The 21,848-nt window shown below is 63.2% G+C and carries 20 protein-coding genes; 12 read left to right on the plus strand and 8 right to left on the minus strand.

Annotated features, from left to right (window positions below):
- The first annotated feature begins 333 nt into the window (after nucleotides 1–333).
- The 10 genes from M2400_RS31480 to M2400_RS31525 all read left to right on the plus strand — a co-directional run bounded on the left by M2400_RS31480 (nucleotide 334) and on the right by M2400_RS31525 (nucleotide 10,551).
- Nucleotides 334–1,104 (plus strand): FadR/GntR family transcriptional regulator, encoded by a 771-nt coding sequence (locus M2400_RS31480; RefSeq protein ID WP_177045857.1) that lies wholly within the window; start codon nucleotides 334–336, stop codon nucleotides 1,102–1,104.
- Between the two features lie 97 nt (nucleotides 1,105–1,201).
- Entirely contained in the window at nucleotides 1,202–2,404 is a 1,203-nt protein-coding gene (locus M2400_RS31485; RefSeq protein ID WP_177045855.1) for an ABC transporter substrate-binding protein, read from the plus strand.
- A gap of 67 nt (nucleotides 2,405–2,471) precedes the next feature.
- Nucleotides 2,472–3,332 (plus strand): branched-chain amino acid ABC transporter permease, encoded by an 861-nt coding sequence (locus M2400_RS31490; protein WP_003215751.1) that lies wholly within the window; start codon nucleotides 2,472–2,474, stop codon nucleotides 3,330–3,332.
- 1 nt (nucleotide 3,333) lies between these two features.
- Nucleotides 3,334–4,344, plus strand: a complete 1,011-nt coding sequence (locus tag M2400_RS31495; RefSeq protein WP_259197590.1) for a branched-chain amino acid ABC transporter permease — start codon at nucleotides 3,334–3,336, stop codon at nucleotides 4,342–4,344.
- Nucleotides 4,341–5,090, plus strand: a complete 750-nt coding sequence (locus tag M2400_RS31500) for an ABC transporter ATP-binding protein (protein ID WP_010175101.1) — start codon at nucleotides 4,341–4,343, stop codon at nucleotides 5,088–5,090. Before M2400_RS31495 ends, M2400_RS31500 begins: the two co-directional genes overlap by 4 nt.
- Complete coding sequence (locus tag M2400_RS31505; RefSeq protein ID WP_008430585.1) at nucleotides 5,090–5,785, plus strand: ABC transporter ATP-binding protein; 696 nt, start codon at nucleotides 5,090–5,092, stop codon at nucleotides 5,783–5,785. The genes M2400_RS31500 and M2400_RS31505 overlap by 1 nt, the downstream gene beginning before the upstream one ends.
- Before the next feature lie 13 nt (nucleotides 5,786–5,798).
- A complete protein-coding gene (locus tag M2400_RS31510; protein WP_259197591.1) occupies nucleotides 5,799–7,070 on the plus strand; it encodes a Zn-dependent hydrolase in 1,272 nt (423 codons plus the stop codon).
- Entirely contained in the window at nucleotides 7,067–8,470 is a 1,404-nt protein-coding gene (locus M2400_RS31515) for an amidase (RefSeq protein WP_259197592.1), read from the plus strand. Before M2400_RS31510 ends, M2400_RS31515 begins: the two co-directional genes overlap by 4 nt.
- A gap of 161 nt (nucleotides 8,471–8,631) precedes the next feature.
- Nucleotides 8,632–9,495 (plus strand): LysR family transcriptional regulator, encoded by an 864-nt coding sequence (locus M2400_RS31520; RefSeq protein ID WP_177079637.1) that lies wholly within the window; start codon nucleotides 8,632–8,634, stop codon nucleotides 9,493–9,495.
- Nucleotides 9,496–9,546: 51 nt separating this feature from the next.
- A complete protein-coding gene (locus tag M2400_RS31525) occupies nucleotides 9,547–10,551 on the plus strand; it encodes a LacI family DNA-binding transcriptional regulator (protein ID WP_003215765.1) in 1,005 nt (334 codons plus the stop codon).
- Here the strand turns inward: M2400_RS31525 and M2400_RS31530 are convergent.
- The 6 genes from M2400_RS31530 to M2400_RS31555 form a co-directional block, all read right to left on the minus strand.
- Nucleotides 10,548–11,273 (minus strand): SDR family oxidoreductase, encoded by a 726-nt coding sequence (locus M2400_RS31530; RefSeq protein WP_259197593.1) that lies wholly within the window; start codon nucleotides 11,271–11,273, stop codon nucleotides 10,548–10,550. The two genes, M2400_RS31525 and M2400_RS31530, sit on opposite strands and share 4 nt — an antisense overlap.
- A gap of 139 nt (nucleotides 11,274–11,412) precedes the next feature.
- Nucleotides 11,413–12,945: an FGGY-family carbohydrate kinase gene (locus M2400_RS31535; protein ID WP_259197594.1), complete on the minus strand. Its 1,533-nt coding sequence runs from the start codon at nucleotides 12,943–12,945 to the stop codon at nucleotides 11,413–11,415.
- Between the two features lies 1 nt (nucleotide 12,946).
- Complete coding sequence (locus M2400_RS31540) at nucleotides 12,947–14,026, minus strand: alcohol dehydrogenase catalytic domain-containing protein (RefSeq protein WP_177045839.1); 1,080 nt, start codon at nucleotides 14,024–14,026, stop codon at nucleotides 12,947–12,949.
- A 69-nt stretch (nucleotides 14,027–14,095) separates the two neighbouring features.
- On the minus strand, nucleotides 14,096–15,088 hold the full coding sequence (locus M2400_RS31545) for an ABC transporter permease (protein ID WP_177045837.1): 993 nt from the start codon (nucleotides 15,086–15,088) through the stop codon (nucleotides 14,096–14,098).
- Nucleotides 15,054–16,562: a sugar ABC transporter ATP-binding protein gene (locus tag M2400_RS31550; RefSeq protein WP_259197595.1), complete on the minus strand. Its 1,509-nt coding sequence runs from the start codon at nucleotides 16,560–16,562 to the stop codon at nucleotides 15,054–15,056. Before M2400_RS31550 ends, M2400_RS31545 begins: the two co-directional genes overlap by 35 nt.
- A 63-nt stretch (nucleotides 16,563–16,625) precedes the next feature.
- Nucleotides 16,626–17,552, minus strand: coding sequence for a substrate-binding domain-containing protein (locus tag M2400_RS31555; RefSeq protein ID WP_177079633.1), 927 nt, complete (start codon nucleotides 17,550–17,552; stop codon nucleotides 16,626–16,628).
- 181 nt (nucleotides 17,553–17,733) lie between these two features.
- On the opposite strand from M2400_RS31555, the gene M2400_RS31560 reads away from it, so the two are divergent.
- A complete protein-coding gene (locus M2400_RS31560) occupies nucleotides 17,734–18,054 on the plus strand; it encodes a hypothetical protein (protein ID WP_177045832.1) in 321 nt (106 codons plus the stop codon).
- Nucleotides 18,055–18,081: 27 nt separating this feature from the next.
- Here M2400_RS31560 and M2400_RS31565 read toward each other — a convergent pair whose 3' ends face one another.
- Together M2400_RS31565 and M2400_RS31570 are read right to left on the minus strand one after the other, a co-directional pair.
- Nucleotides 18,082–19,524 carry a mechanosensitive ion channel domain-containing protein gene (locus tag M2400_RS31565; protein ID WP_177045830.1) on the minus strand — a complete coding sequence of 481 codons (1,443 nt, stop codon included), beginning with the start codon at nucleotides 19,522–19,524 and terminating at the stop codon, nucleotides 18,082–18,084.
- Nucleotides 19,525–19,690: 166 nt separating this feature from the next.
- A complete protein-coding gene (locus M2400_RS31570) occupies nucleotides 19,691–20,557 on the minus strand; it encodes a pirin family protein (RefSeq protein WP_177045829.1) in 867 nt (288 codons plus the stop codon).
- A 183-nt stretch (nucleotides 20,558–20,740) separates the two neighbouring features.
- On the opposite strand from M2400_RS31570, the gene M2400_RS31575 reads away from it, so the two are divergent.
- A complete protein-coding gene (locus M2400_RS31575; protein ID WP_259197596.1) occupies nucleotides 20,741–21,847 on the plus strand; it encodes an efflux RND transporter periplasmic adaptor subunit in 1,107 nt (368 codons plus the stop codon).
- Nucleotide 21,848 lies beyond the last annotated feature (1 nt).

Consider the following 21,848-nt stretch of genomic DNA (forward strand, 5'->3'; position numbering starts at 1 on the left):
CCTTTGCTTCACCACACTCAAGCCGGCCTGTAGGCCGCTGTGCACTTGATCTGCTTTTGATCTTGATCTTAGGCGCCCCGTTAAACCACGCTGGCACACCGAGCCCTAGCGAGGTGCCGAGTGGTGGGGCAAGAGCGTTTTGCTTACTTTTGCGCTTTTCAAAGTGAGCCGCTGTAAGAGCGGAACCAATACCAGCCATCACCTAAATAACGGATATACACACCCACCCCATTTACGACCCATCCAAACCAAAAACGACCCCCTCCGTTGACGCCCCACCCCAAACCCCTATTAAGTACTATTAATGCGCATTAATAGGATCAATCAACCGCCATGCTAAGCCGCCCGTTGCGCCGCAAACGCCAGAAGCTCTCCGACGTGATCGTCGAGTCGGTCAAGCGCTCCATCGTCACCGATGCCCTCAAACCCGGCGACCGCTTGCCCACCGAACGCGAGCTGATGGAAAGCTTCCAGTGCTCCAAAGGCTCCGCCCGCGAAGCCCTCAAGGCCCTGGAAGTCGAAGGCCTGGTCAACACCCGCACCGGCCCCAGCGGCGGCGCCTACCTCAACCAGGCCGGCACCGAACCCGCCAGCCGCGCGCTGCGCAACTACCTGCACTTCCAGCACCTGGACGGCGAACAGGTCTACCAACTGCGCAAAGTCATCGAAGTCGAACTCGCCGTCTCCGTGCTGGGCCGCCTGAGCGAAGACGACTACCGCGCCCTCCAGGACAATGTAGATTTTTGCAGCGCACCCGAAGACAGCGAAGCCGGCCAACGCGAACAACGCATCGCCGAACTGGAATTCCACAACCTGCTGGCCAAGGCCTGCCCCAACCCGCTGCTGAGCTTCATGGCGCAATTCCTCAACGACTTGTTGCGCGACCTGGTCGTCCTGAAAAAAGCCTACAAACCCAAGCGCAAACAATTCGACGCCGCCAACCTCGACTACCACAAGCAACTGCTGATCGCCTTCCGCGCCGAAGACGAAGCCAGCGTGCGCAGTCTGATGCACGAACACATGTGCGACGCCGAACACCACATGACCGCACTGGAAGGTGAAGTCAGCCCACACTTTCTACTGGAGTTCGATCACAACCACTGAGCCCCCCAAAAATCCAAATAAAAGGCCTGCCCACAGGCCGTGCCCCACCGTATCGCCATTGCCACTCCTGCCAATAACTAATCCAGGGAGTCACCCCATGCAGCGTCGTACGTTGTTGAAAGCCAGTCTCACCGCCGCAGCCGCCCTCAGCCTTCCGCTGGGTGTGCGCTCGGCATTCGCCGCCGAGCCCTTTACCTTTTACGGCCTCAAGTCCATGTCTGGCGCTTTTGCCAGCTATGGCAAATTTGCCGACATGGGTTCACGCCTCGCGGTGGAACAACACCCCGAGGTGCTCGGTCGCCCGCTGGTCTACAAGGTGATCGACACCGAAGGCAACGCCGGCAAAGCCGTGCGCAAGGTCCAGGAAGCGATCCAGCAGGACGGCGCACGCTTCTTCCAGGGCTGCACCTTGTCGTCTTCGGCACTCGCCGTCGCCAAGGAAGTGAGCAAGGCCGGCGGCGTGTTCATGACCCCGGTGGGCGCCGATGAAGTCACCGGCAAGGACTGCAACAGCGCCACCTTCCGCTGGTCAGTCCCCACCTATGGCGCGATCCGCGAAACCCTCGTGCCGCTGATCAAATTGCTGCCCGACGCGAAGCGCTGGTACACCATCACTCCGCAATACGTGTTCGGCGAAGCCTTGCTAGAGGGCGCCAAATCGGTGCTGGCCGAACATGGCCTGGAGCACGCCGGCAACAGCTACCACTCCCTGCAGGAACAGGAATTTTCCGGCTACCTGACCAATGCCATCGCCGCCAAACCCGATGTACTGGTGCTGCTGAACTTCGGCAGCCAGTCGTCCAACACCCTGCGCCAGGCGGTGAACTTCGGCATCAAGGAGCGCATGAAAGTGCTGCTGGTGTGGTCCGCCGGCCTCGATCAGTTCCAGGAGCTGGGCAGCGATGTGCTGGAAGGCGTGTACCTCGGCGCGCAGTATTGGCATCAGGTCGACACCCCGCTCAACCGCGACCTGGTGAAACTGACCAAGGCCAAGTACGGCATCAACCCCACCTACCCGCTGGCCGCCGACTACATCAGCACCAAGGTCATGCTCGAAACCATCATCTCCACCGGCAGCTTCGACGGGCCGACCGTGGCCAAGGCCATGCAGGGCCTGAGCTACGAAGGCCCCACCGGCAAGGAATCGATCCGCGCCGGCGACCATCAGGTGATCAAGGATTACTACCTGCTGGTGGGCAAGGCCGCCGGCGATATGGCCGACAAGGACGACCTGGCCAAGGTGCTCAGCTCCGGCCAGTCGTTCCCGCCGGTGGAAGCCACGGGCTGCGTGCTCGGCTGATCCGCTGAAAATCTACTGGTGACACTGCGCAGGGCCGCTCACGCGGCCGCCTGCCGAGGGTTCCTGCATGCTTAATCTTTACCTGTTCCAGATTCTCAACGGCCTGGGCCTTGGGATGATCTACTTCCTGATCGCGGTCGGCTTGACGATCATTTTCGGCCTGCTGAACTTCGTCAATTTCGCCCACGGTGCGTTCTTCCTGCTGGGTGCCTACATCTGCTACACCGCCGTCAGCCTCACCGGCAGTTTCTGGCTGGCACTGCTGATCGCGCCGCTGGTGGTGGCCGCGCTGGCCTGGGTGATCGAGCGATTATTGATCCAGCGGATTTATCACTTGCCGCACATGTTCCAGATCCTGGTGACCCTGGGGATCGCCCTGATCATCCAGGAAGCCAGCGTGATGATCTGGGGCCCGGTGGGCAAAAGCGTCGCCGTGCCGGAGTTGCTGCGCGGGGTGCTGGTGGTGGGTGATTTCGTCTACCCCTACTACCGCCTGTTCCTGATCGTGTTCTCCGGCCTCGTCGGCCTCGGCCTGTGGCTGCTGCTGGAGCGCACGCGCTTCGGTGCCCTGGTGCGGGCCGGCAGTGAAAGCACTGAAACCGTGTCCCTGCTGGGCACCAACATCTTTCGCCTGTTCTCCATGACCTTTGCCCTCGGCGTGGCCCTGGCCGGCGTCGCCGGTGTGCTGTTCGCCCCGTTGCGCGGTGCCCAACCCTTTGTCGGTCCGGAAATCCTCGGTGTGGCCTTCGTGGTGGTGGTGATCGGTGGCATGGGTTCCTTCAGCGGTGCACTGGTCGGCGGCCTGCTGGTCGGCGTGGTGCAAAGCCTGATGACCACACTCTGGCCCCAGGGCGCGAGCCTGATGATCTACGGTGCGATGGCCGTGGTGATCCTGGTGCGTCCTTACGGCCTGTTCGGGAGAGCCTGACATGAGCGAGAAAAATCCCCTGCCGTTCGCCAAGACCCAGTCGCGCTACATGCTGCTGTTGGTGCTGGCGGTATTGATCGGCCTGCCGTTGATTCTGCCCTCGGCGACCCTGGCCACCGAGATCCTGATCTTTGCCATGGCCGCCCTCGCCTGCAACCTGTTGCTGGGTTACACCGGGCTGCTGTCATTCGGCCAAGGCATCTTCTTCGGGGCCGGCGCCTACTGCGCGGCGTTGTTGATGATTCATCTGCAACTCGGCCTGTTCAGCGCACTGCTGGGCGCCGCCGTCGCCGGTGGTTTCCTGGCATTTCTGGTGGGTGCCCTGGCGATCCGCCGCACCGGCATTTACTTCGTGATGCTGACCCTGGCCTTCAGCCAGATGGCCTACTTCGTCGCCTATACACTGAGCGACTGGACCGGCGGCGACAACGGCCTGCTCAGCGTGCCGCGCCCAGAAATCCGCATCGGTGACACGGTGCTGTTGTCCCTTACCGATGCCCGCACGTTCTATGGATTTGTCGCGGTGCTGTTCCTGCTGATCTTCATCGGTGCGCGCCGGGTGATCGCCTCGCCGTTCGGCAGCACGCTGATGGCGATCCGCGAAAACGAAACCCGGGCCTCGGCCATCGGCTACGACACCCGTCACTTCAAGATCCTGGTGTTCGTGTTGTCCGGCGCCGTCACCGGGATCGCCGGGGCGCTGTACGCGATGCTGCTGCACTTTGTGCCGCTGTCGAATATCGACCTGGCGATGTCCGAGAACATCCTGATCATGACCATCGTCGGCGGTACCGGCTCGCTGTTCGGCTCCTTGCTGGGCGCCGGTTCCATCGTGCTGCTGGGGGACTTCCTCTCCGACCTGTGGCCGCGCTGGCTGATGCTGCTGGGGGTGATTCTGATCCTGGTGGTGATCTTCATGCGCGGCGGGTTGTGGGGCGGGTTGTCGACGCTGTTCGAACGTGTGCGCGGCAGCCGCAAGGCCGACGTTGTGACCAAGGAGAAGCTGTCATGAGCATCCTGCTGGAAACCAAGAACCTGGAACTGGCCTACGGTGCGTTCCACGCGGTGAACGGCGTCAATCTCAAGGTGCAAGCCGGCACCATCCACACCATCATCGGCCCCAACGGCGCAGGTAAGACCAGCCTGTTCCACTGCCTGACCGGCGAGCGCCAGGCCACCGCCGGGGCGATTCATTTCGACGGCAAGAACCTGATGCGCAAGCCGGCCCACGGTCGCGTCGGCCTGGGCATGGCCCGTTCGTTCCAGCTCACCAGCCTGTTCCAGAACCTCAGCGTGCGCGAGAACCTGCGCCTGGCCGCCCAGGGTCGTGATGGCGCCCGCGCCCTGAACTTCTGGCGCCGGGTCGACAGCAAGCGCGAACACCTGGAGATGGCCGACCAGGTACTGGAACGCCTGCAACTCACCGCCCGCGCCGACACCCTGGCCGGCGAGCTGTCCCACGGCCAGCAGCGGGTGCTGGAAGTCGGTATGTCGATCTGTTCCAAACCCAAGCTGCTGATGCTCGACGAGCCGACCTCGGGCATGGGCATCGACGACATTCCGATCATGACCCAACTGATCAGCGACCTCGGCCGCGACCACACGGTGCTGTTGATCGAGCACAACATGAGCATCGTCATGTCCATCAGCCAACGCATCACCGTGATGAGCCACGGCCAGATCCTGGTGGAAGGCACACCGGAATTCGTGCGCGCCGACGAGCGCGTGCGCACCGCCTATTTGGGAGAAGCCGCCTGATGCTGACCGTCGACAATATCCATTCCTACTACGACAAGAGCCACGTCCTTGAAGGCGTGTCCCTGACCGTCAACCCCGGCGAACTGGTGACCCTGCTGGGCCGCAACGGCGCCGGCAAGACCACGACCTTGCGCAGCATCCTCGGGATCATCTGCCCGCGCCAGGGCCAGATTCACTTCAACGGCCAGCCGCTGGTGGGGCAGAAAATCTTCGAAATCGCGCGCCAGGGCCTGGCGCTGGTGCCGGAGAACCGCGGGATCTTCCGCCTGCTCACCGTCGAGGAAAACCTGCGCATCGCGGTGCGCAAGACCAGCCGCTGGCAGATGGAAGACGTGTACGGCATGTTCCCGCGCCTCAAGGAGCGCCGCAAAAACGCCGGCCACGCGCTGTCGGGCGGTGAGCAACAGATGCTCGCCATCGCCCGCGCCCTGCTCAACGATCCCAAGCTGCTGATCCTTGATGAGCCTACCGAAGGCCTAGCGCCGGTGATCGTCGACGAGCTGGTGAAGATCCTGCGCAAGGTCAAGGAAGACGGCCTGCCGGTGCTGCTGGTGGAACAGAACCTGATGGTCTGCGACAAGCTCGCCGACCGTCATTACGTCCTCGAACAGGGCCGCGTGGTGTACGAAGGCAGTGCCGAAGCCTTCCGCGCCGACCCGACGATCAAGAACCGTTACCTGGCCCTGAGTGCCTGACCGGAGACTGCTGATGAATAGTTTTGCGCAACCGCTCCAGAGCAATGCCCCGCTGATCAACCGCGAACGCCTGTGGCAATCGCTGATGGACCTCGCCCGCCTCGGCGCCACGCCCAAGGGCGGCGTGTGCCGCCTGGCCCTCACCGACCTCGACCGCCAGGCCCGCGACCTGTTTGTGCAATGGTGCGAGGCTGCCGGGTGCAGCGTCAGCGTCGACGCCATCGGCAATATCTTTGCCCGCCGCGCCGGGCGCAATCCGGCACTGGCGCCGGTGATGACCGGCAGCCATATCGACACCCAGCCTACCGGCGGCAAGTTCGATGGCTGCTATGGCGTGATGGCCGGACTGGAAGTGATCCGCACCCTCAACGATTTGAATATAGAGACTGAAGCACCCATCGAAGTGGTGGTGTGGACCAACGAAGAAGGCTCGCGTTTCCCGCCGTGCATGATGGGTTCCGGAGTGTTCGCCGGTAAGTTCGACTTGCAGGAGACCCTCGACAAGCAGGATGAGCAAGGCCTGTCGGTGGGCGCCGAATTGCAGCGCATCGGCTATGCAGGTTCCCGTGCGGTACTGGGCCACCCGGTAGGCGCGTATTTCGAGGCGCATATCGAACAAGGCCCGGTGCTGGAAGACCAGGCCACCACCATTGGCGTGGTCATGGGCTGCCTGGGCCAGAAGTGGTTCGACCTGACCCTCACCGGCGTCGAAGCTCACGCCGGCCCCACGCCGATGCGCCTGCGCAAGGATGCCCTGGTGGGCGCCGCGCAAGTGGTCAGCGCAGTGAACCGCATCGCCCACGAACAACAACCCCACGCCTGCGGCACTGTCGGCTGCCTGAGCTTGCACCCCGGCTCGCGCAACGTGATTCCCGGCCAGGTGCACATGACCATCGACCTGCGCCACCTGCACGCCGACAAGCTGCAGGCCATGGTCGATGAAGTACGCCAGGTGATCGAAACCACCGCCGAGCAACACGGCCTGAGCTTTGAGTTGACCCCCACCGCCGACTTCCCGCCGCTGGACTTCAACCCCGCCTGCGTCAACGCGGTGCGCGACGGTGCAAGCGCCCTGGGCCTGAGCCATATGGACATCGTCAGCGGCGCCGGGCATGACGCGATCTTCGTCGCCGAACTGGGCCCGGCCGGGATGATTTTTGTGCCATGCGAAGGTGGCATCAGCCACAACGAAATCGAAAACGCCGCACCGGATGACCTGGCGGCGGGCTGCGCAGTGCTGCTGCGGGCCATGGTCAACGCGGCGCAAGGAGGTAAAGCGGCATGACGGATATCGCCAACCTGACAGCCGTTGAACTGCTGGCTCACTACCGGGATAAAAGCCTGTCGCCGGTGGAAGTCACCGAAGACGCCCTGCTGCGCATCGAACGCTATAACCCCGCGGTCAACGCCTACTGCCACGTCGACCCGGAAGGCGCCTTGAAGGCGGCCCGGGATTCGGAACAGCGCTGGCTCAAGGGCCAGCCGTGCGGAGCGCTGGACGGGGTGCCGTCATCGATCAAGGACCTGACGCAGACCATCGGCATGCCGACGCGCAAAGGCTCGCGCACCACATCTGCTGAAGGCCGGTGGGATGTGGATGCGCCCTTCTCGGCCTTTATGCGCAAGGCCGGCGCGGTGCTGCTGGGCAAGACCACCACACCGGAATTCGGCTGGAAAGGCGTCACGGATAATCCGCTGTATGGGATTACCCGTAACCCGTGGGACACCCGCATGACGGCGGGCGGTTCGTCCGGCGGTGCCGGCGCGGCGGCGGCCTTGAACCTGGGCGTGCTGCACCAGGGCAGCGATGCCGGCGGCTCGATCCGGATTCCCTGCGCGTTCACCGGCACCTTCGGCATCAAGCCGACCTTCGGTTATGTGCCGCAATGGCCGGCCAGTTCGATGACCATTCTGTCGCACCTGGGGCCGATGACCCGCACCGTGGAAGACTCGGTGCTGATGCTGCAAACCATCGCCCAGCCGGATGCGCGGGACGGTTTGATCGGCGCGCCACGGACCACGCCATGGTTGCACGCCGGGGCTGATTTGAAGGGCCTTCGCGTCGCTTATAGTCCCGCATTTGGCTACGTGGATGTGGACCCGCAAGTGGCCAAAGTCGTCGCCCGGGCGGTCGAAGGCCTGGTGCAGTTGGGGGCCCAGGTTGAACAGATTGATCCGGGGTTCAGCGATCCGCTGGAGGTGTTCAATACCCTGTGGTTTGCCGGTGCGGCGCGCCTGGCCGGGCCGTTGAGCGATGCCCAGCGGCAACTGATGGACCCGGGGTTGCTGCGCATTGCGCAACTGGGCGAGCAGATCAGCCTCAGCGACTACAGCGCCGCGCTGGAAGCCCGGGCCGCCCTGGTGGCGCGCATGGCGGCGTTCCATGAGCATTACGATGTGCTGGTTTCGCCGATGATGCCGATCACCGCATTCGAGGCCGGGCACAACGTGCCGCCGGGTTCGGGCCTTGGGGAATGGATGGAGTGGACGCCGTTTACCTATCCCTTCAACCTGACCCAGCAACCGGCGGCGTCGGTGCCGTGCGGGTTGGCGGCGAACGGGTTGCCGGTGGGGTTGCATGTGGTGGGCGCGCGGTTTGCTGATCATCAGGTACTGAGGGTTTGCCAGGCGTATGCCAAGGCTTTCCCGACCGAGCATCTGCAAACACCCAAAACCCCAACCTGAAATACGATCACTGTGGGAGCTGGCTTGCCTGCGATAGCGGTGTATCAGTGCCACATGGGCGAGCTGAGCGACCGCCATCGCAGGCAAGCCAGCTCCCACATTTGATCGCACTCCGCTCCTGCATCGCTCTACAATGTCCCCCATTCACTCCCGGGGGTTTCATGGACATCGAACTGGCACGCACCTTCCTCGAAATCACCCGCTGCGGCAGCCTCGCTGCGGCGGCCGAGAAGCTGCACGTCACCCAGACGGCAATCACCGCCCGGGTCAAAAACCTCGAGAGCCAGCTCAACAGCACCCTGTTCGTACGCAACCGCGCCGGTGCCCGCCTGACCCCGGACGGCGAGGCCTTCGTGGTCTACGCCAACCAGCTGGTCCAGACCTGGGAAGCCGCCCGCCGCGACCTGCCACTGCCCGACGGCTACCGCAACGTGCTGCACATCGGCGGCGAAGTCAGCCTGTGCAATCCGTTGATGCTCGGCTGGGCCAAGGCCTTGCGCGAACACATTCCCGGCCATGCCTTGCGCACCGAGATTCGCGAAGGCGAATACCTGCTGCGCCAACTGGAACTCGGTGTGCTGGACGCCGCATTGGTGTTCCAGCCGCAGTACTGGCCGGGGTTGCAGGTGGAGCAGGTGCTGGAAGAAAAGTTGATCCTGGTGCAACTGGCCGCCCGGCCCGAGCCCTACGTATACATCGACTGGGGCCAGGGCTTTCGCCAGCAACATGACGCAGCCCTGCCGGACAAGGCCCGCGCCGCCCTGAGTTTCAACCTCGGGCCGCTGGCGTTGCAGTACATCCTGGAGCATGGCGGCGCCGGCTATTTCCGCACGCGGGTGGTGCAGAGCTACCTGGACAGTGGCGTGATGCAGCGGGTGCCCAAGGCGCCGGAGTTCAGCTTCCCGACGTACCTGGTATATTCCCGGGAGCGCGATTCGGCGGTTTTGCAGCAGGCGCTGGGGTTGCTTCGGGCGGTGGTGGAGGCGGAAAAGGATTGGTCGCAGCGCTGGGATCCGGTGATTTGATCCGGCACACATGTTAGCCTCCTACTGTTTTCTCCTGGTTGCCCCCTGCCGATGAACAAGAAAAAGTCCGTCACCATCAGCGACATCGCCAAACGGGTCAACATGACCACCATCACGGTGTCCCGGGCGCTGAGCAAACCTGACCTGGTGAAGCCCGCCACCCTGGCGCGGATTCTCGAGGTGGCGCGGGAGCTGGACTATGTGCCCAACGCCTTCGCCCGCGGGCTCAAGCGCAGCGAAAGCCTGATCATCGGCGTGATCACCGCCTCCGTCGACAACCCCTTCTACAGCGAAATGATCAAGGCGATTTCCCGCGAGGCGAAAAAGCACGGCTACACCATCATGCTGGTGGACACCGACGAGCTGGAAGAACTGGAAAGCAAGGCCGTCGACACCCTGCTGGGCTACCGCGTGGCGGGGATCATTTTGTCGCCGGTCTCCGACGAGCCCAGCTACCAGCCGGACTACCTGGAGCGCCTGGGCAACGGCAAGACCCCGGTGGTGCTGCTCGACCGCACGATCCACGACAGCCCGTTCAGCCGCGTGGTGCTGGACAACTACCACAGCGGCATCGAGGCGGCGCAGTACCTGGTGCGGCAAACCCCGAATCTCAAGCGCCTGCTGGTGCTGACCGGGCCCGAGCATTCGCGCATCACCATGGAACGCCTCAAGGGCCTCAAAGAAGTGCTGGCCGAACACCCGCAAGTGCACGTCGAAGTGTGCGCCGGCGACTACACGCTGATGCCCTCCTACCTGCACACCCTCGACTACCTGGCCGAGCACTCGGCGCCGGACGCGATCATGGGCTTCAACCAGTTGATCACCCTCGGCGCGCTGCGTGCGTTGCGCATGCACAACATCCCCCACGACAGCTTGACCATCTGCGGCATCGACCGCCTGCCCTTCGCCGATATCTTCGGCGTGCCGATTGCCTGCGTGGCCCACGATGCATCGCTGGCCGGCAGCAGCGCGGTGCGGCTGCTGCTGGACCGCCTCGAAGACCCGCACAAGCCGCGGGACAAGGTGGTGATCGCCGGCAAGCTGGAGAACGGCTAGCGGCTGGTGTAGCCACCGTCGATCGGCAGGCTGACGCCGCTGATCATGCTGGCGGCGTCGCTCAGCAGGAACAGCACCGGTAACGCCACCTCCGCCGTTTCTGCAAACCGCCCCAGGGGAATCGCCGCCAATGCCGGGTCGCGCTTGGCGGGCGCCGACCAGGCCATTTGCGCCATGGGCGTGAGGGTGACGGTGGGGTTGACGCTGTTGACGCGAATCCCGAAACGGCCCCATTCGGCGCATTGCACCCGGGTGATGGCGTCCAGCGCGGCCTTGGAGGCGCAGTAGCCGAGGTGATCGTCCAGCGCCACCAGTGAAGCCTGGCTGGACACGTTGACGATGCTGCCGGCAATCCTGGCTTCAATCATCGCAGCAGCGATACGGCTGGCGACCTGGGCCGCAGCGCGGGCGTTGACGTTCATCACCTGGTCGAAGGCTTCGGCGCTGATGGCGGCGGCGGGTTCCAGGCGAGAGATGCCGGCGCAGTTGACCAGGCCGTGCATCGGCGGCAGGCCTTGCAGGGCCAGGTCCAGGGCGGCGCTGTTGGCGATGTCCAGGCACAAGGTTTCGCAGCCGAGTTGGGCCAGGGCCTGGGCGTCGCGGCCCAGGGCGAAAACCTCGGCACCGCTGGCGATCAGTTGGAGAGCAATTTCCCGGCCGATGCCGCTGCTGGCGCCGGTGACGAGGATGCGCTGCTCGGAGAAGTCAAAAATAGCGTTCATGGCAACTATTCCAAAAGACAATGAAGATCCAATGTGGGAGCTGGCTTGCCTGCGATAGCGGTGGGTCATTTAGCCCATTTGAAACTGATGCACCGCCATCGCAGACAAGCCAGCTCCCACATTTTTAATCGGTGCTCGCTTAAGCGTTTTGCAAGCTGTGCATCACCGGTTTCAAGGCCGGATACAGCGCCAGATAACTGGCAAACGCCCGGTCATACACCCCGACATTCCCCGCCTCCGGCTCCGCCCGCAGCTCCAGCTGCACCCAGCCCTTCTCCATCTCCCGGTCATCCACCAACCCCACCGCATGGGCCGCCAGCAACGCCGCGCCCGACGCCGCCTCCACCTCTTGCACAATGGTGTAGACCGGGTAATGGGTGATGTCCGCAATAATCTGCATCCACAAATCCGAATGGCTCGCCCCGCCCACCACAATCAGGCGTGGATCTAGGGAATGTGCCCCACGAGTCCCCGCCTCGATGTTGTGCCGCAGGGCAAAACTCACCCCTTCAAGCACCGCGCGGTACAGGTGGATACGGCTGTGATACAGGTTCAAGCCGACAAAGCTGCCGCTGGCCCGGTCATCCCACACCGGGCTGCGTTCGCCCATGAGGTACGGCAGGAACAACAGCCCTTCACTGCCCGCCGGGATCTTCGCGGCGCTCTGCTCCAGCAGCCACAGGCTGTCCTGGCCCGTGTCCTTCGCCTGCTGCTCTTCGGCCTGGCAGAACTGTTCGCGGAACCAGCTCACCGACGCCCCGGCCGTGATCGCCCCCCCGAATATGTACAGGTCGCGGTGGCCGTTATAGACATGGGGCATGCTCACCAGGCCATGCCGCGCATCCACCTGCTGATTGAGATAACCCCAGCACATGCTGGTGCCGATCATCGCCACATGGTTGCCCGGCCGGGTCACCCCGGCGGCCAATGTCGCCATGGCCGCATCCACGCCCCCGGCCAGGATCGGCGTACCTGCCTGCAATCCCAGGCGCGGTGCCCAGGCCTCCAGCAAGCCGCCGACCACCTCACCGGAATACAGCAGGCGCTCCGGCATCATCGCCAGGGGAATCTCCAGCGCCGCCAGCATCTCGGCCGACCAGCCCCGCTGCGCCACATCGTAGACGCCGCCGATATTGCCGGCGCTGCTGTGATCCACCGCCAACTCGCCGCTCAGGCACCAGTTGATGTAGCTGTTGGGCGGCAGCAGGTAGCGGGTGTTGGCCCACACCTGCGGCTGGTGCTGCTTGAGCCAGAGCATCTTGGTGAAGCCGTAGTAGCTGTCCACCGAGTTGCCGGTGACCGCAAACAGCCGCTCCAGGTCCACATGCTCGCGCACCCACTCCACCTGCTCGCCCGCGCGCCGGTCCATCCAGATCAGGCACGGGTGCAGCGGCGTCATCCGGGCGTCCACGGCAATCCCCGAGCCGCCGTACAGGCTGCTGATGCACAGCGCCTTGACCTGCTCTTTCGCCACGCCAGCCTTGGCCATGCACTGGGCGACGCACGCCTCCACCGCATCCAGCCAGACCTGCGGCCACTGCTCGGCCCAGCGCACTTTCGGGGTATCCACGCGATACCCCTGGCTGTGCTGGGCGATGATCGTACCGTCAGCGTCCACCAGCAGCGCCTTGGTGCTTTGCGTGCCGATGTCCACACCCATCACGTAGTTCATCTCAGACCACCGGCTTCAGCAGCACCTTGATCGACTTGGTCGAGTTGGCCAGCTCAAAGGCCTCGGCCCAGCTGTCCAGCCCGAAGTCATGGGTCACGATGCCCTTGGACGTCAGCAGGCCGCGCTCGAACAGGTCGATGGCCACCGGGTAGCAATACGGCCCCAGGTGCGCGCCGCGCACGTCCAGCTCCTTGCGGTCACCGATGATCGACCAGTCGGCGCTGGTCTCGGCGCCAAACACGCTGAACTCGACGAAACGCCCCAGCTTGCGGATCAACTCCAGGCCCTGGGTGACGCCCGCCGGCACGCCGGTGGTTTCGATGTACACGTCGCAGCCGTAGTTGTCGGTCAGGCCGTTGATGATCTCCCGGGCGTTGTCCCGGGACGGATTGATCACCACGTCGGCACCGAACTTTTTCGCCAGTTCCAGGCGCTCGTCCACCATGTCGATCACCACCAGCTTCTTCGGCGTCTTCAGCGCCGCCACCTGCACCATGCACAGGCCCAGGGTGCCGGCACCGGCGATCACCAGCACGTCATCCAGCTGGATCTCACCGCGGTTGACGGTGTGAATCGCACAGGACATCGGCTCGATCAGCGCCGAGTCTTCCAGGGACACCGACTCCGGAATCTTGTGCACGATGGCCGTCTTGGGAATGCGCATGTACTGGGCCATGCCGCCTTCGGCGACTTCACGCTGGAAGCCGAAGATGTTGTGCACCTCGCACATCCAGTACTTGCCGGACTTGCAGAAGCGGCACTTGCCACACGGCACGATCTGCTCGGCGATCACCTTGTCGCCGACCTTCACGTCAAAATGCTCCTCGGCGCCCTCGCCCGCTTCCACCACGTAGCCGAAAAACTCGTGCCCCGGCACCACCGGTGCCTTGACCCACGGGTTGTCGCCGCCCCAGAACATCGCCGCGCCCGAGTGGCATTTGCAGTCACTGGCGCAGATGCCGCAGGCGGCGATACGAATCACCAGTTCATTGACCCGCGCCTGGGGTTTGCTGATGCGTTCCAGGCGGTAGTCTTTCGGGCCGTGGCAGACGACGGCTTGCATTTCGTTGTGCTTTTCCATGATGTGCGGACCTTTCTTGAGCATGAGAGAACCCATCGCGGCCGCCATGGCCGCGTGGAGATAATCGGTTTACTTGTGGCGCTGACGGCTGATGAAGATCGCCAGCAGAATGATCCCGCCCTTGATCACGCTCTGGACGTAGGGCGAGACCCCGAGCATGTTCAAGCCGTTGTTCAACACCCCCAACAGCATGGCGCCGAGCAAGGTGCCGACAATCACCCCGCGCCCGCCGGCAATCGAGGCGCCGCCCAGGACCACGGCGGCAATCGCGTCGAGTTCGAACGACACCCCGGCATTCGGCTGGCCGCTCATCAAGCGTGAGGTCAGCACCAGCCCGGCAATCGCGGCGGTGAACCCGCTGATGCCATACACCAGTAACTTGAAGCGCGCCGCCCGCACACCGGACAGGCGCACCGCTTCCTCGTTGCCGCCAATCGCGTAGATATAGCGGCCGATGCGCGTGTGTTGCAGCAGCACATAGGCCGCCAGATACGTCACCAGCATGATCAGGATCGGCACCGAAATGCCGAACAGGCTTTCGCGGCCAAAGAACCCGAACCACTCCGGCAGCCCGGAAATCGGGTAGCCGTCGGTGTACATCAGGCCGAACCCGCGGGCGATGCCCATGGTCGCCAGGGTCACGATGATCGGCGGCATGTGCAGGTAGGCAACGAACAACCCGTTGCCGATGCCGAAGGCCACGCCGATCAGCATCCCGGCACCGATCGCCAGGCCCGGCGGCAAGCCCGCCACCATCAGGCCGGCGGTCAAGGTGCCGGACAAGGCCATCACCGGGCCCACCGACAAGTCGATGCCGCCGGTGAGAATCACGCAGGTCATGCCCACCGCGATAATCGCGTTGATCGACACCTGGCGCGCGATGTTCGACAGGTTGCTGGCGGTGAGGAAATTGTCGCTGGCGAAGATCATCACCAACGTCACCACCACCAGCCCCACAAAGGGATAAAACGCCGGCGAGCGAATCAACCGCGCCAGGTTCAGGCGCAGCCGGCCAGGCGTCACGGCATTAATGGACATATTCACTTGAGCCCCCTGTTGCATGGCGCATGACCTCTTGAGGATTGACGGCAGACGCTTCCAGTACTTTTACGATGGCGCCCTTGTGGAACACGGCGACGCGGTCGCACATGCCGATGACTTCGGGCAGCTCCGAGGAAATCATGATGATTGCGTAGCCTTGTTCGGTGAGGCTGCGCATCAGTGCGTAGATCTGCGCCTTGGCGCCGACGTCGATGCCACGGGTGGGTTCGTCGAACACCAGCACGTCGCAGTGATGGTTGATCCAGCGGGCAATCACGACTTTCTGCTGGTTGCCGCCGCTGAGGTTGAACACCCGGCTCTCGCCGCTGGGGGCCTTGATCGACAGCTGGCGCATCAGGGCTTCGACGCTGGCGCACTCCTTGTCCTTGTCGATCAGGCCGCTGGCGTTCTGGTATTTGGGCAGGTTGTTGAGGGAGATGTTTTCGCGAATGCTGAAATCGGTGATCAGGCCTTCGCTCTTGCGGCTTTCCGGCAGCAGGCCGATGCCGTGGGCCAAGGCCTGGGCCGGGTCGTCGAGGGTGATTTTTTCACCCCGCAGCCACACCTCTTTGCTCACCGACGGCAGCGCGCCCATCATGCCCAGGGCCAATTCAGTGCGCCCGGAACCCACCAGGCCGGCGAACCCGAGAATCTCGCCCTTGTGCAATTCAAAGTGGTTGTGGGGGCCGTTGCGCACCAGTTGGATGTCCTTGACCTCCAGCAACAGCGGACCGCGTTCGCTCGTGGGCTTGGGCGGAAAACTGCATTCCAGGCGGCGCCCCACCATCATTTCCACCAGGCGGTCGATATCACTGTCGGCCACATCGGTGACGCCCACATTGCCGCCGTCGCGCAGCACGCTGATGCGGTCGCACACCTGGAAAATCTCTTCCAGGTGGTGGGAGATAAAAATCACCGCCACGCCCTGGCGCTTGAGTTCGCGCATGATCTCGAACAGCAGCTCGGCTTCACTCGGCGTAAGGGTGGCGGTGGGTTCGTCGAGCACCAGCAGCCGCGCATCCAGGGCCAGGGCCTTGGCGATCTCGACAAACTGCTGCTCGGCCACGCTCAGGTGCTTGACCGCGCATTGCAGGTCGATGCTCACGCCAAGGCGCTTGAACAACGCCTCGCTCGCCTCGACCATCTCGCGCTTGCGCAACAGGCCAAAACGGTTGCTCAGCTCATGGCCGAGGAAGATATTTTCCACCGCCGTGAGGTAGGGAATCAGGCTGAATTCCTGGAACACAATGCCGATGCCGGCGGCAATCGCATCACGATAAGTCGCGAACTGCCGGGCCTGGCCGTCGATCAGGATCTGCCCTTCGTCCTGATGCTCCACCCCGCCCAGGATCTTCATCAGGGTTGATTTGCCCGCGCCATTTTCCCCGAGCAAGGCATGAATTTCGCCGCGCTGCACTTCCAGGTTGATCGCCTTGAGGGCTTGCACCCCCGGGTAGCGCTTACAGATATTTTCCAGCTTCAGAAGACTGCTCATACCGCCGACCTCGCATTCAGATGGATGACCTGTGCCCCACGCCTGGCGTGGGGCCTGGGCGGTTTACCAGCTGAAATCCTTGGCCTTGGCCTGGTCGATCAGGGTGATGTCCACCGGGATCGTGGCCGGCACTTGCGAGCCCCACTTCTTGGCCAGGGCGATGCCCAGGGCCAGGCGAATCTGGTCCCGCGGGTATTGCGCGGAAGTAGCGATGAATTTGCTGCCGGGCTTCTGGATCGCCTTGATTGCTTCCGGCGCGCCGTCGACGCTCACCAGTTTGACGTCCAGGCCGCTGGCTTCGATGGCCGAGAGCGCACCGAGGGAGCCGTTGTCGTTGACGCTGAAAATACCCTTGAGGGTGGGCTGGGCCTGCAGCATGTTTTCGGTGACGGTCAGCGCCTGGTCACGCTCCTGCTTGCCGTTCTGGATGCTCACGATCTTGATGTCCGGGTGCTTGGCCACGGCCTCTTTGCAACCGCGCACGCGTTCCAGGATCGGCACCACGGCGATGCCGTCGAGGATCGCGATATTGCCTTTGTCGCCGATGTTCTTGGCCAGGTATTCACAGGCCTGGAAGCCGGCGTCGAAGTTTTTCGAACCGACGAAGGAGTCCAGCGGGCCTTCGGCCTGGGCGTCGACTGCGACCACCACTACGCCGGCGGCGTGGGCGGACTTGACGGCGGACTGTACGCCAACGGAGTCGGTGGGGTTGATCAGCAGGATGTCGATGCCCTTTTGCAGCATGTCTTCGACGTCGCTGACCTGCTTGGACACGTCGTGGCGGGCGTCGGTGATGATCAACTGCGCACCGATGGTCGCCCCGGCTTCCTGCAAGGCGTCTTTCATGGTGACGAAGTATGGGTTGTTGATTTCCTGGAAGGACGCGCCGATGCGGATGGGCGCGGGTTTGGTGTCGGCGTACGCCAGGCCGACGGTGCCGAGATTGATGCCTAAAGCCAACAAACACAGGGTTTTCGGAAGCATTTTCATGGTTGAGATCTCTGTTTTGTTTTTATTTTTAGAGCAAATGTTATCGTTAACATTTTGCGAGAAACTAGCAAGGAAATGGGGCCGGTGCAAGAGGGAGTTGGAACTGCGGGGATTGTTTTTGACACAGAGGAACGAGCGGGCATGAGACCGCGATGGAAAAACTGAATGAGAGGAAAGACTTATGGGCGCTATCTTGGGGCTTTTGGGCAGTATTGCGATACCGATTTTGAAAGCCATTGGCTTGGGCGCGGTGAGCGGAGGTGCCGCCTATGGAGCGACCAAGGCGCTTGAGGCAACCCTCGAGGAGAAACCGCAAGCTGCCACGCGGGATGAACCGGTGAAAAAAAATGGCGACGTATTCACCCCTGCCGTCCAAAAGACCTTTGGCGAACGGACCGAGGTCCAGGGCAGCGCGAAACCGTCCATCGCTTCGACTGCCGCCCCGCCGCCCGAAAACCCGACAATCTCCAAGGCACCTCTCACGCCGCTGGCCCCCGTGTAATGTCACGTCGGGCTCGGTCCTGCTGGATCAAGCCCGACTTCGCAGCCACTGCATGAACCCCTTCTTGACCGGCACCACCGGCGCCTCCTGCGTCAAACTCTGAGCCGCATGCAAGCGGAAATCCAACAAACTCTTCATCGCCTCGCTGATGTCATGCCGAGCATCCAAACAAGGCTTCAGATACTCCTTCTCAATCCGGTACAACGTGCAAAACGTCTTCGCCGAAAAGTCCGCCGGCACGCCCTGCTCCGACAGAATCCCCGCCTCGCCAATCACCTCCCCCGGCCCCATCCGTCCGGCTTCAAACTTGTGCCCGGCCTTGGTCAACATCACCGAAATCACCCCCGATTCGATGATAAACAAATGATCACTCACCTCCCCGGCCGGCAAAATCATCTCCCCGGCACGGAAGGTTTGCAGCGTCATGTTCTGGCTGAACGTCTCCTTCTCATCCTGACGCAACGTCGAGAAAATCGAAGAACTCTCCAACAGCGCCCGCGCCCGCGACACCGCCACCGGCGCATTGCTCTCGGCCGCCGACAACAAACTCACCCCGGCCGCCTGCAAATGCCGGAACGCCAAATCATAAAGCTGATTACGCACCTCACGCTTGAGCGTCATCGCCGGCACAAACCCACTGATCTCATACTCCACGCCACCACTGGCCGACGTCTTGAACGCCACACTCGGCGCCGGCTTCGCCAGCAGCGGCCGACACCCCTGCATCGCCCGCTCCAGCGCATCCAGCACGGTTTGCGGCCGCGCATGGGGACTGACTTGCAGGCTGACCGACAAGCCAAACATATCCGCCGGGCGCGAGAAGTTGATGATCTTGGCCTTGGCCGCCAATGAATTGGGCACCACCGCCAGGCTGCCCTGGGAGGTTTGCAGCTGGGTGGCACGCCAGTCGATATCGATCACCCGGCCTTCAGTGCCGTCGATAGAGATCCAGTCATCCAGTTGGTAGGGCTTGGTAGTGTTGAGGACAATGCCGGAAAACACATCGCTCAAGGTGCTTTGCAACGCCAGGCCGACGATGATCGCCACCGCACCGGAGGTGGCCAGCACGCCCTTGACCGGCAGGTCGAGCACGTAGGCCATGGCCGCGATGATCGCGATCAGGAAGATCACCGCACCCACCAGGTCCTGCAACAGCCGCCCGGTGTGGCCGACCCGCTGCATCATCACCGCGCCGAGCAATACCGTGAGGGTGCGCGCCGCAAACAGCCACCAGCCGATCTGGAACGCCGTGGCCGCCAGGTGCAGCGCCACATTGTCGCCATACGGCGCGACCTGCATCGGGTTCATGCCTTCGTTGAACAACACGGCGCTGAACACCGCGAAGATCACCACGCGCGCCACCAGCTTCCAATTGCCAAAATCGGCAGAGATCAGGCGCCACACGGCGATGTCGATCAGCACCAGCGCCAGGGCGCAGAACATCGGGTGATCGGAGATAAATGAGGGCATCCAGGCGACTCCAGGGCGAATGCCATGAAGATCGCATGAAATGAGAACGCCGCAAACAAAATGTGGGAGCTGGCTTGCCTGCGATAGCAGCACCTCGGTCATTCAGTTACACAGAGGTGATGCTATCGCAGGCAAGCCAGCTCCCACAGGGTTGTGTGAAAACCGGCTAGCGCTGCATCTGCCCGAATTGACCGGACTGATAGTCGGCAAACGCCTGGTGGATTTCCTGCTCGGTGTTCATCACGAACGGGCCGTGGCCGACGATCGGTTCGTCAATCGGTTCGCCGCTGAGCAGCAACACCATGGCGTCGTCGCTGGACTCCAGGCGCAGTTGCGTGCCATCGCGCTCAAACAGCGCCAACTGCCCTTCCCGCGCCACGTCGGTGTCGTTGATCCGCACCGAGCCGCGCAATACCACCAGCGCAGTGTTGCGCCCGGCGTGCAGGTCCAGCGTCACTTGGCTGCCGGCGTTGAGGCGCATGTCCCACACATCGATCGCCGTGAAGGTACGCGCCGGGCCCTTGACCCCGTCGAACTCACCGGCGATCAGGCGCAGGCTGCCCGCGTTGCCGGCCAGGGGCAGCGTGGGGATATCACCGTCGAGGATGGTCTGGTAACCGGCGTCGGTCATTTTGTCCTTGGCCGGCAGGTTGACCCACAACTGGACCATTTCCAGGGCGCCGCCACTGCGGGCGAACGCTTCGGAGTGAAACTCCTCGTGAATGATGCCCCTGGCCGCCGTCATCCATTGCACATCGCCCGGGCCAATGGTGCCGCCGGCACCGGTGGAATCCCGGTGCTCGACTTCGCCCTTGTAGACGATGGTCACGGTCTCAAAGCCGCGATGGGGGTGCTGGCCCACGCCGCGACGCTGTTCGGTCGGGGTAAAGGCCGCGGGACCTGCGTGATCCAGCAACAGGAACGGGCTGATCTGCTTGCCCATGGTGTCGTAGGAAAACAGCGTACGAACCGGAAAGCCGTCGCCGACCCAATGACCGCGCGGGCTGGTGTAGATGCCGATGATCTTTTTCATATGTGTCTCCAGTAATGGATACACCTTAAATCCGTTATCAATCTTGCGCTAGCCGGCAAAACCGGCCCTGATCGTCCCACCAGTGGAACGCCTGCCCGGGGGCTGGATTATTTTATATTTCAACCATAATATGGCGTTAAATATTACGACCGTAATTTTCACCCCGCCCCCACGGAGCCCGACATGAACCCTCTCCCCCTGCGTCTTCTCACGCCCCTGGCCTTGCTGGCCATACTCAGCGGCTGCAACAGCCAGGCCGACCCCGTTGCCGAAGCGCCCCTGCCCCGCCCCGTGTTGGCGGCCAAGGTCGAAGCCGCAGGCAGCCAGCAAAGCGCCTACACCGGCGTGGTGGCCGCGCGCACTGAAAGTGATCTGGGCTTCCGCGTCAGCGGCAAGGTGATCGAGCGCAAGGTGGATCCGGGCCAGCATGTCAGCCGTGGCGACACCTTGCTGGTACTGGATATCGGCGACTTCGAACTGGCCCTGCGCTCGGCGAAGAACCGCGTCATCGCGGCCCAGGCGCAACTGCGTCAACGCAGGGATGACGAAGCCCGCTACCAGCGCCTGGCCAATACCGGCGCGGTGTCGCGGCAGATTTTCGACCAGTCCGCCACCAACCTGCGGGTGGCCGAAGCTGAACTGGCCTCCGCGCAATCCGACGCCAGCCAGATCGAAAACCGCCGCACTTACTCGGTGCTCAGGGCCGACAGCGACGGCATCATCACCGACGTGCGGGTGGACCGCGGCCAAGTAGTGGCCGAGGGGCAAGTGGTGGCGCGCCTGGCCCACGACGGCGCCCGGGAAGCCATCGTCAACCTGCCGGAAAACCAGCGCGACCAGGCCTCGCAAAAAGCCTTGGCGTTCCCCTTCTATGCGCCTGAACAGGCGGTGACCGCCACGTTGCGCGAACTGTCCGCCAGCGCCGACCCGACCACCCGCACCTATCGTGCGCGCTACGTATTGCACGGCCCCGTCGACCGCTTCGCCCTCGGCTCGACCATCACCGTGCGCCTGCAAGGAGATGGCCAGGCGCAACAGACCCGCGTGCCCATCGGCGCCTTGCAGGATGCCGGCAAAGGCACCGGTGTGTGGGTGATCGGCACCGATGACAAGGTCAGCTTCGCCCCGGTCAACGTCGCCAGCCTCGGCCAGGAGGATGCCCTGCTGAACAGCGGCGTAAGCCCGGGCCAAGTGGTGGTCGCCCTCGGCGCGCACCTGCTGCACAGCGGTGACGCGGTACGTCTGTTGCCGGCCCAGGTATTGGCCCTCAACCGTCGGCAGGAACCTTGAG

It is taken from the genome of Pseudomonas sp. BIGb0558 (assembly GCF_024807515.1).
GTDB lineage: Bacteria > Pseudomonadota > Gammaproteobacteria > Pseudomonadales > Pseudomonadaceae > Aquipseudomonas > Aquipseudomonas yamanorum_A.

Excerpts from the sequence above, each read along its gene's own strand:
- M2400_RS31530 (WP_259197593.1), bottom strand. The coding sequence starts at position 11,273 with ATGAACGCTATTTTTGACTTCTCCGAGCAGCGCATCCTCGTCACCGGC.
- M2400_RS31560 (WP_177045832.1), top strand. The coding sequence starts at position 17,734 with ATGGGCGCTATCTTGGGGCTTTTGGGCAGTATTGCGATACCGATTTTG.
- M2400_RS31500 (WP_010175101.1), top strand. The coding sequence starts at position 4,341 with ATGAGCATCCTGCTGGAAACCAAGAACCTGGAACTGGCCTACGGTGCG.
- M2400_RS31565 (WP_177045830.1), bottom strand. The coding sequence starts at position 19,524 with ATGCCCTCATTTATCTCCGATCACCCGATGTTCTGCGCCCTGGCGCTG.
- M2400_RS31505 (WP_008430585.1), top strand. The coding sequence starts at position 5,090 with ATGCTGACCGTCGACAATATCCATTCCTACTACGACAAGAGCCACGTC.
- M2400_RS31550 (WP_259197595.1), bottom strand. The coding sequence starts at position 16,562 with ATGAGCAGTCTTCTGAAGCTGGAAAATATCTGTAAGCGCTACCCGGGG.
- M2400_RS31515 (WP_259197592.1), top strand. The coding sequence starts at position 7,067 with ATGACGGATATCGCCAACCTGACAGCCGTTGAACTGCTGGCTCACTAC.
- M2400_RS31525 (WP_003215765.1), top strand. The coding sequence starts at position 9,547 with ATGAACAAGAAAAAGTCCGTCACCATCAGCGACATCGCCAAACGGGTC.
- M2400_RS31520 (WP_177079637.1), top strand. The coding sequence starts at position 8,632 with ATGGACATCGAACTGGCACGCACCTTCCTCGAAATCACCCGCTGCGGC.
- M2400_RS31490 (WP_003215751.1), top strand. The coding sequence starts at position 2,472 with ATGCTTAATCTTTACCTGTTCCAGATTCTCAACGGCCTGGGCCTTGGG.
- M2400_RS31570 (WP_177045829.1), bottom strand. The coding sequence starts at position 20,557 with ATGAAAAAGATCATCGGCATCTACACCAGCCCGCGCGGTCATTGGGTC.
- M2400_RS31545 (WP_177045837.1), bottom strand. The coding sequence starts at position 15,088 with ATGCAACAGGGGGCTCAAGTGAATATGTCCATTAATGCCGTGACGCCT.
- M2400_RS31485 (WP_177045855.1), top strand. The coding sequence starts at position 1,202 with ATGCAGCGTCGTACGTTGTTGAAAGCCAGTCTCACCGCCGCAGCCGCC.
- M2400_RS31535 (WP_259197594.1), bottom strand. The coding sequence starts at position 12,945 with ATGAACTACGTGATGGGTGTGGACATCGGCACGCAAAGCACCAAGGCG.
- M2400_RS31510 (WP_259197591.1), top strand. The coding sequence starts at position 5,799 with ATGAATAGTTTTGCGCAACCGCTCCAGAGCAATGCCCCGCTGATCAAC.
- M2400_RS31480 (WP_177045857.1), top strand. The coding sequence starts at position 334 with ATGCTAAGCCGCCCGTTGCGCCGCAAACGCCAGAAGCTCTCCGACGTG.
- M2400_RS31495 (WP_259197590.1), top strand. The coding sequence starts at position 3,334 with ATGAGCGAGAAAAATCCCCTGCCGTTCGCCAAGACCCAGTCGCGCTAC.
- M2400_RS31575 (WP_259197596.1), top strand. The coding sequence starts at position 20,741 with ATGAACCCTCTCCCCCTGCGTCTTCTCACGCCCCTGGCCTTGCTGGCC.
- M2400_RS31555 (WP_177079633.1), bottom strand. The coding sequence starts at position 17,552 with ATGAAAATGCTTCCGAAAACCCTGTGTTTGTTGGCTTTAGGCATCAAT.
- M2400_RS31540 (WP_177045839.1), bottom strand. The coding sequence starts at position 14,026 with ATGGAAAAGCACAACGAAATGCAAGCCGTCGTCTGCCACGGCCCGAAA.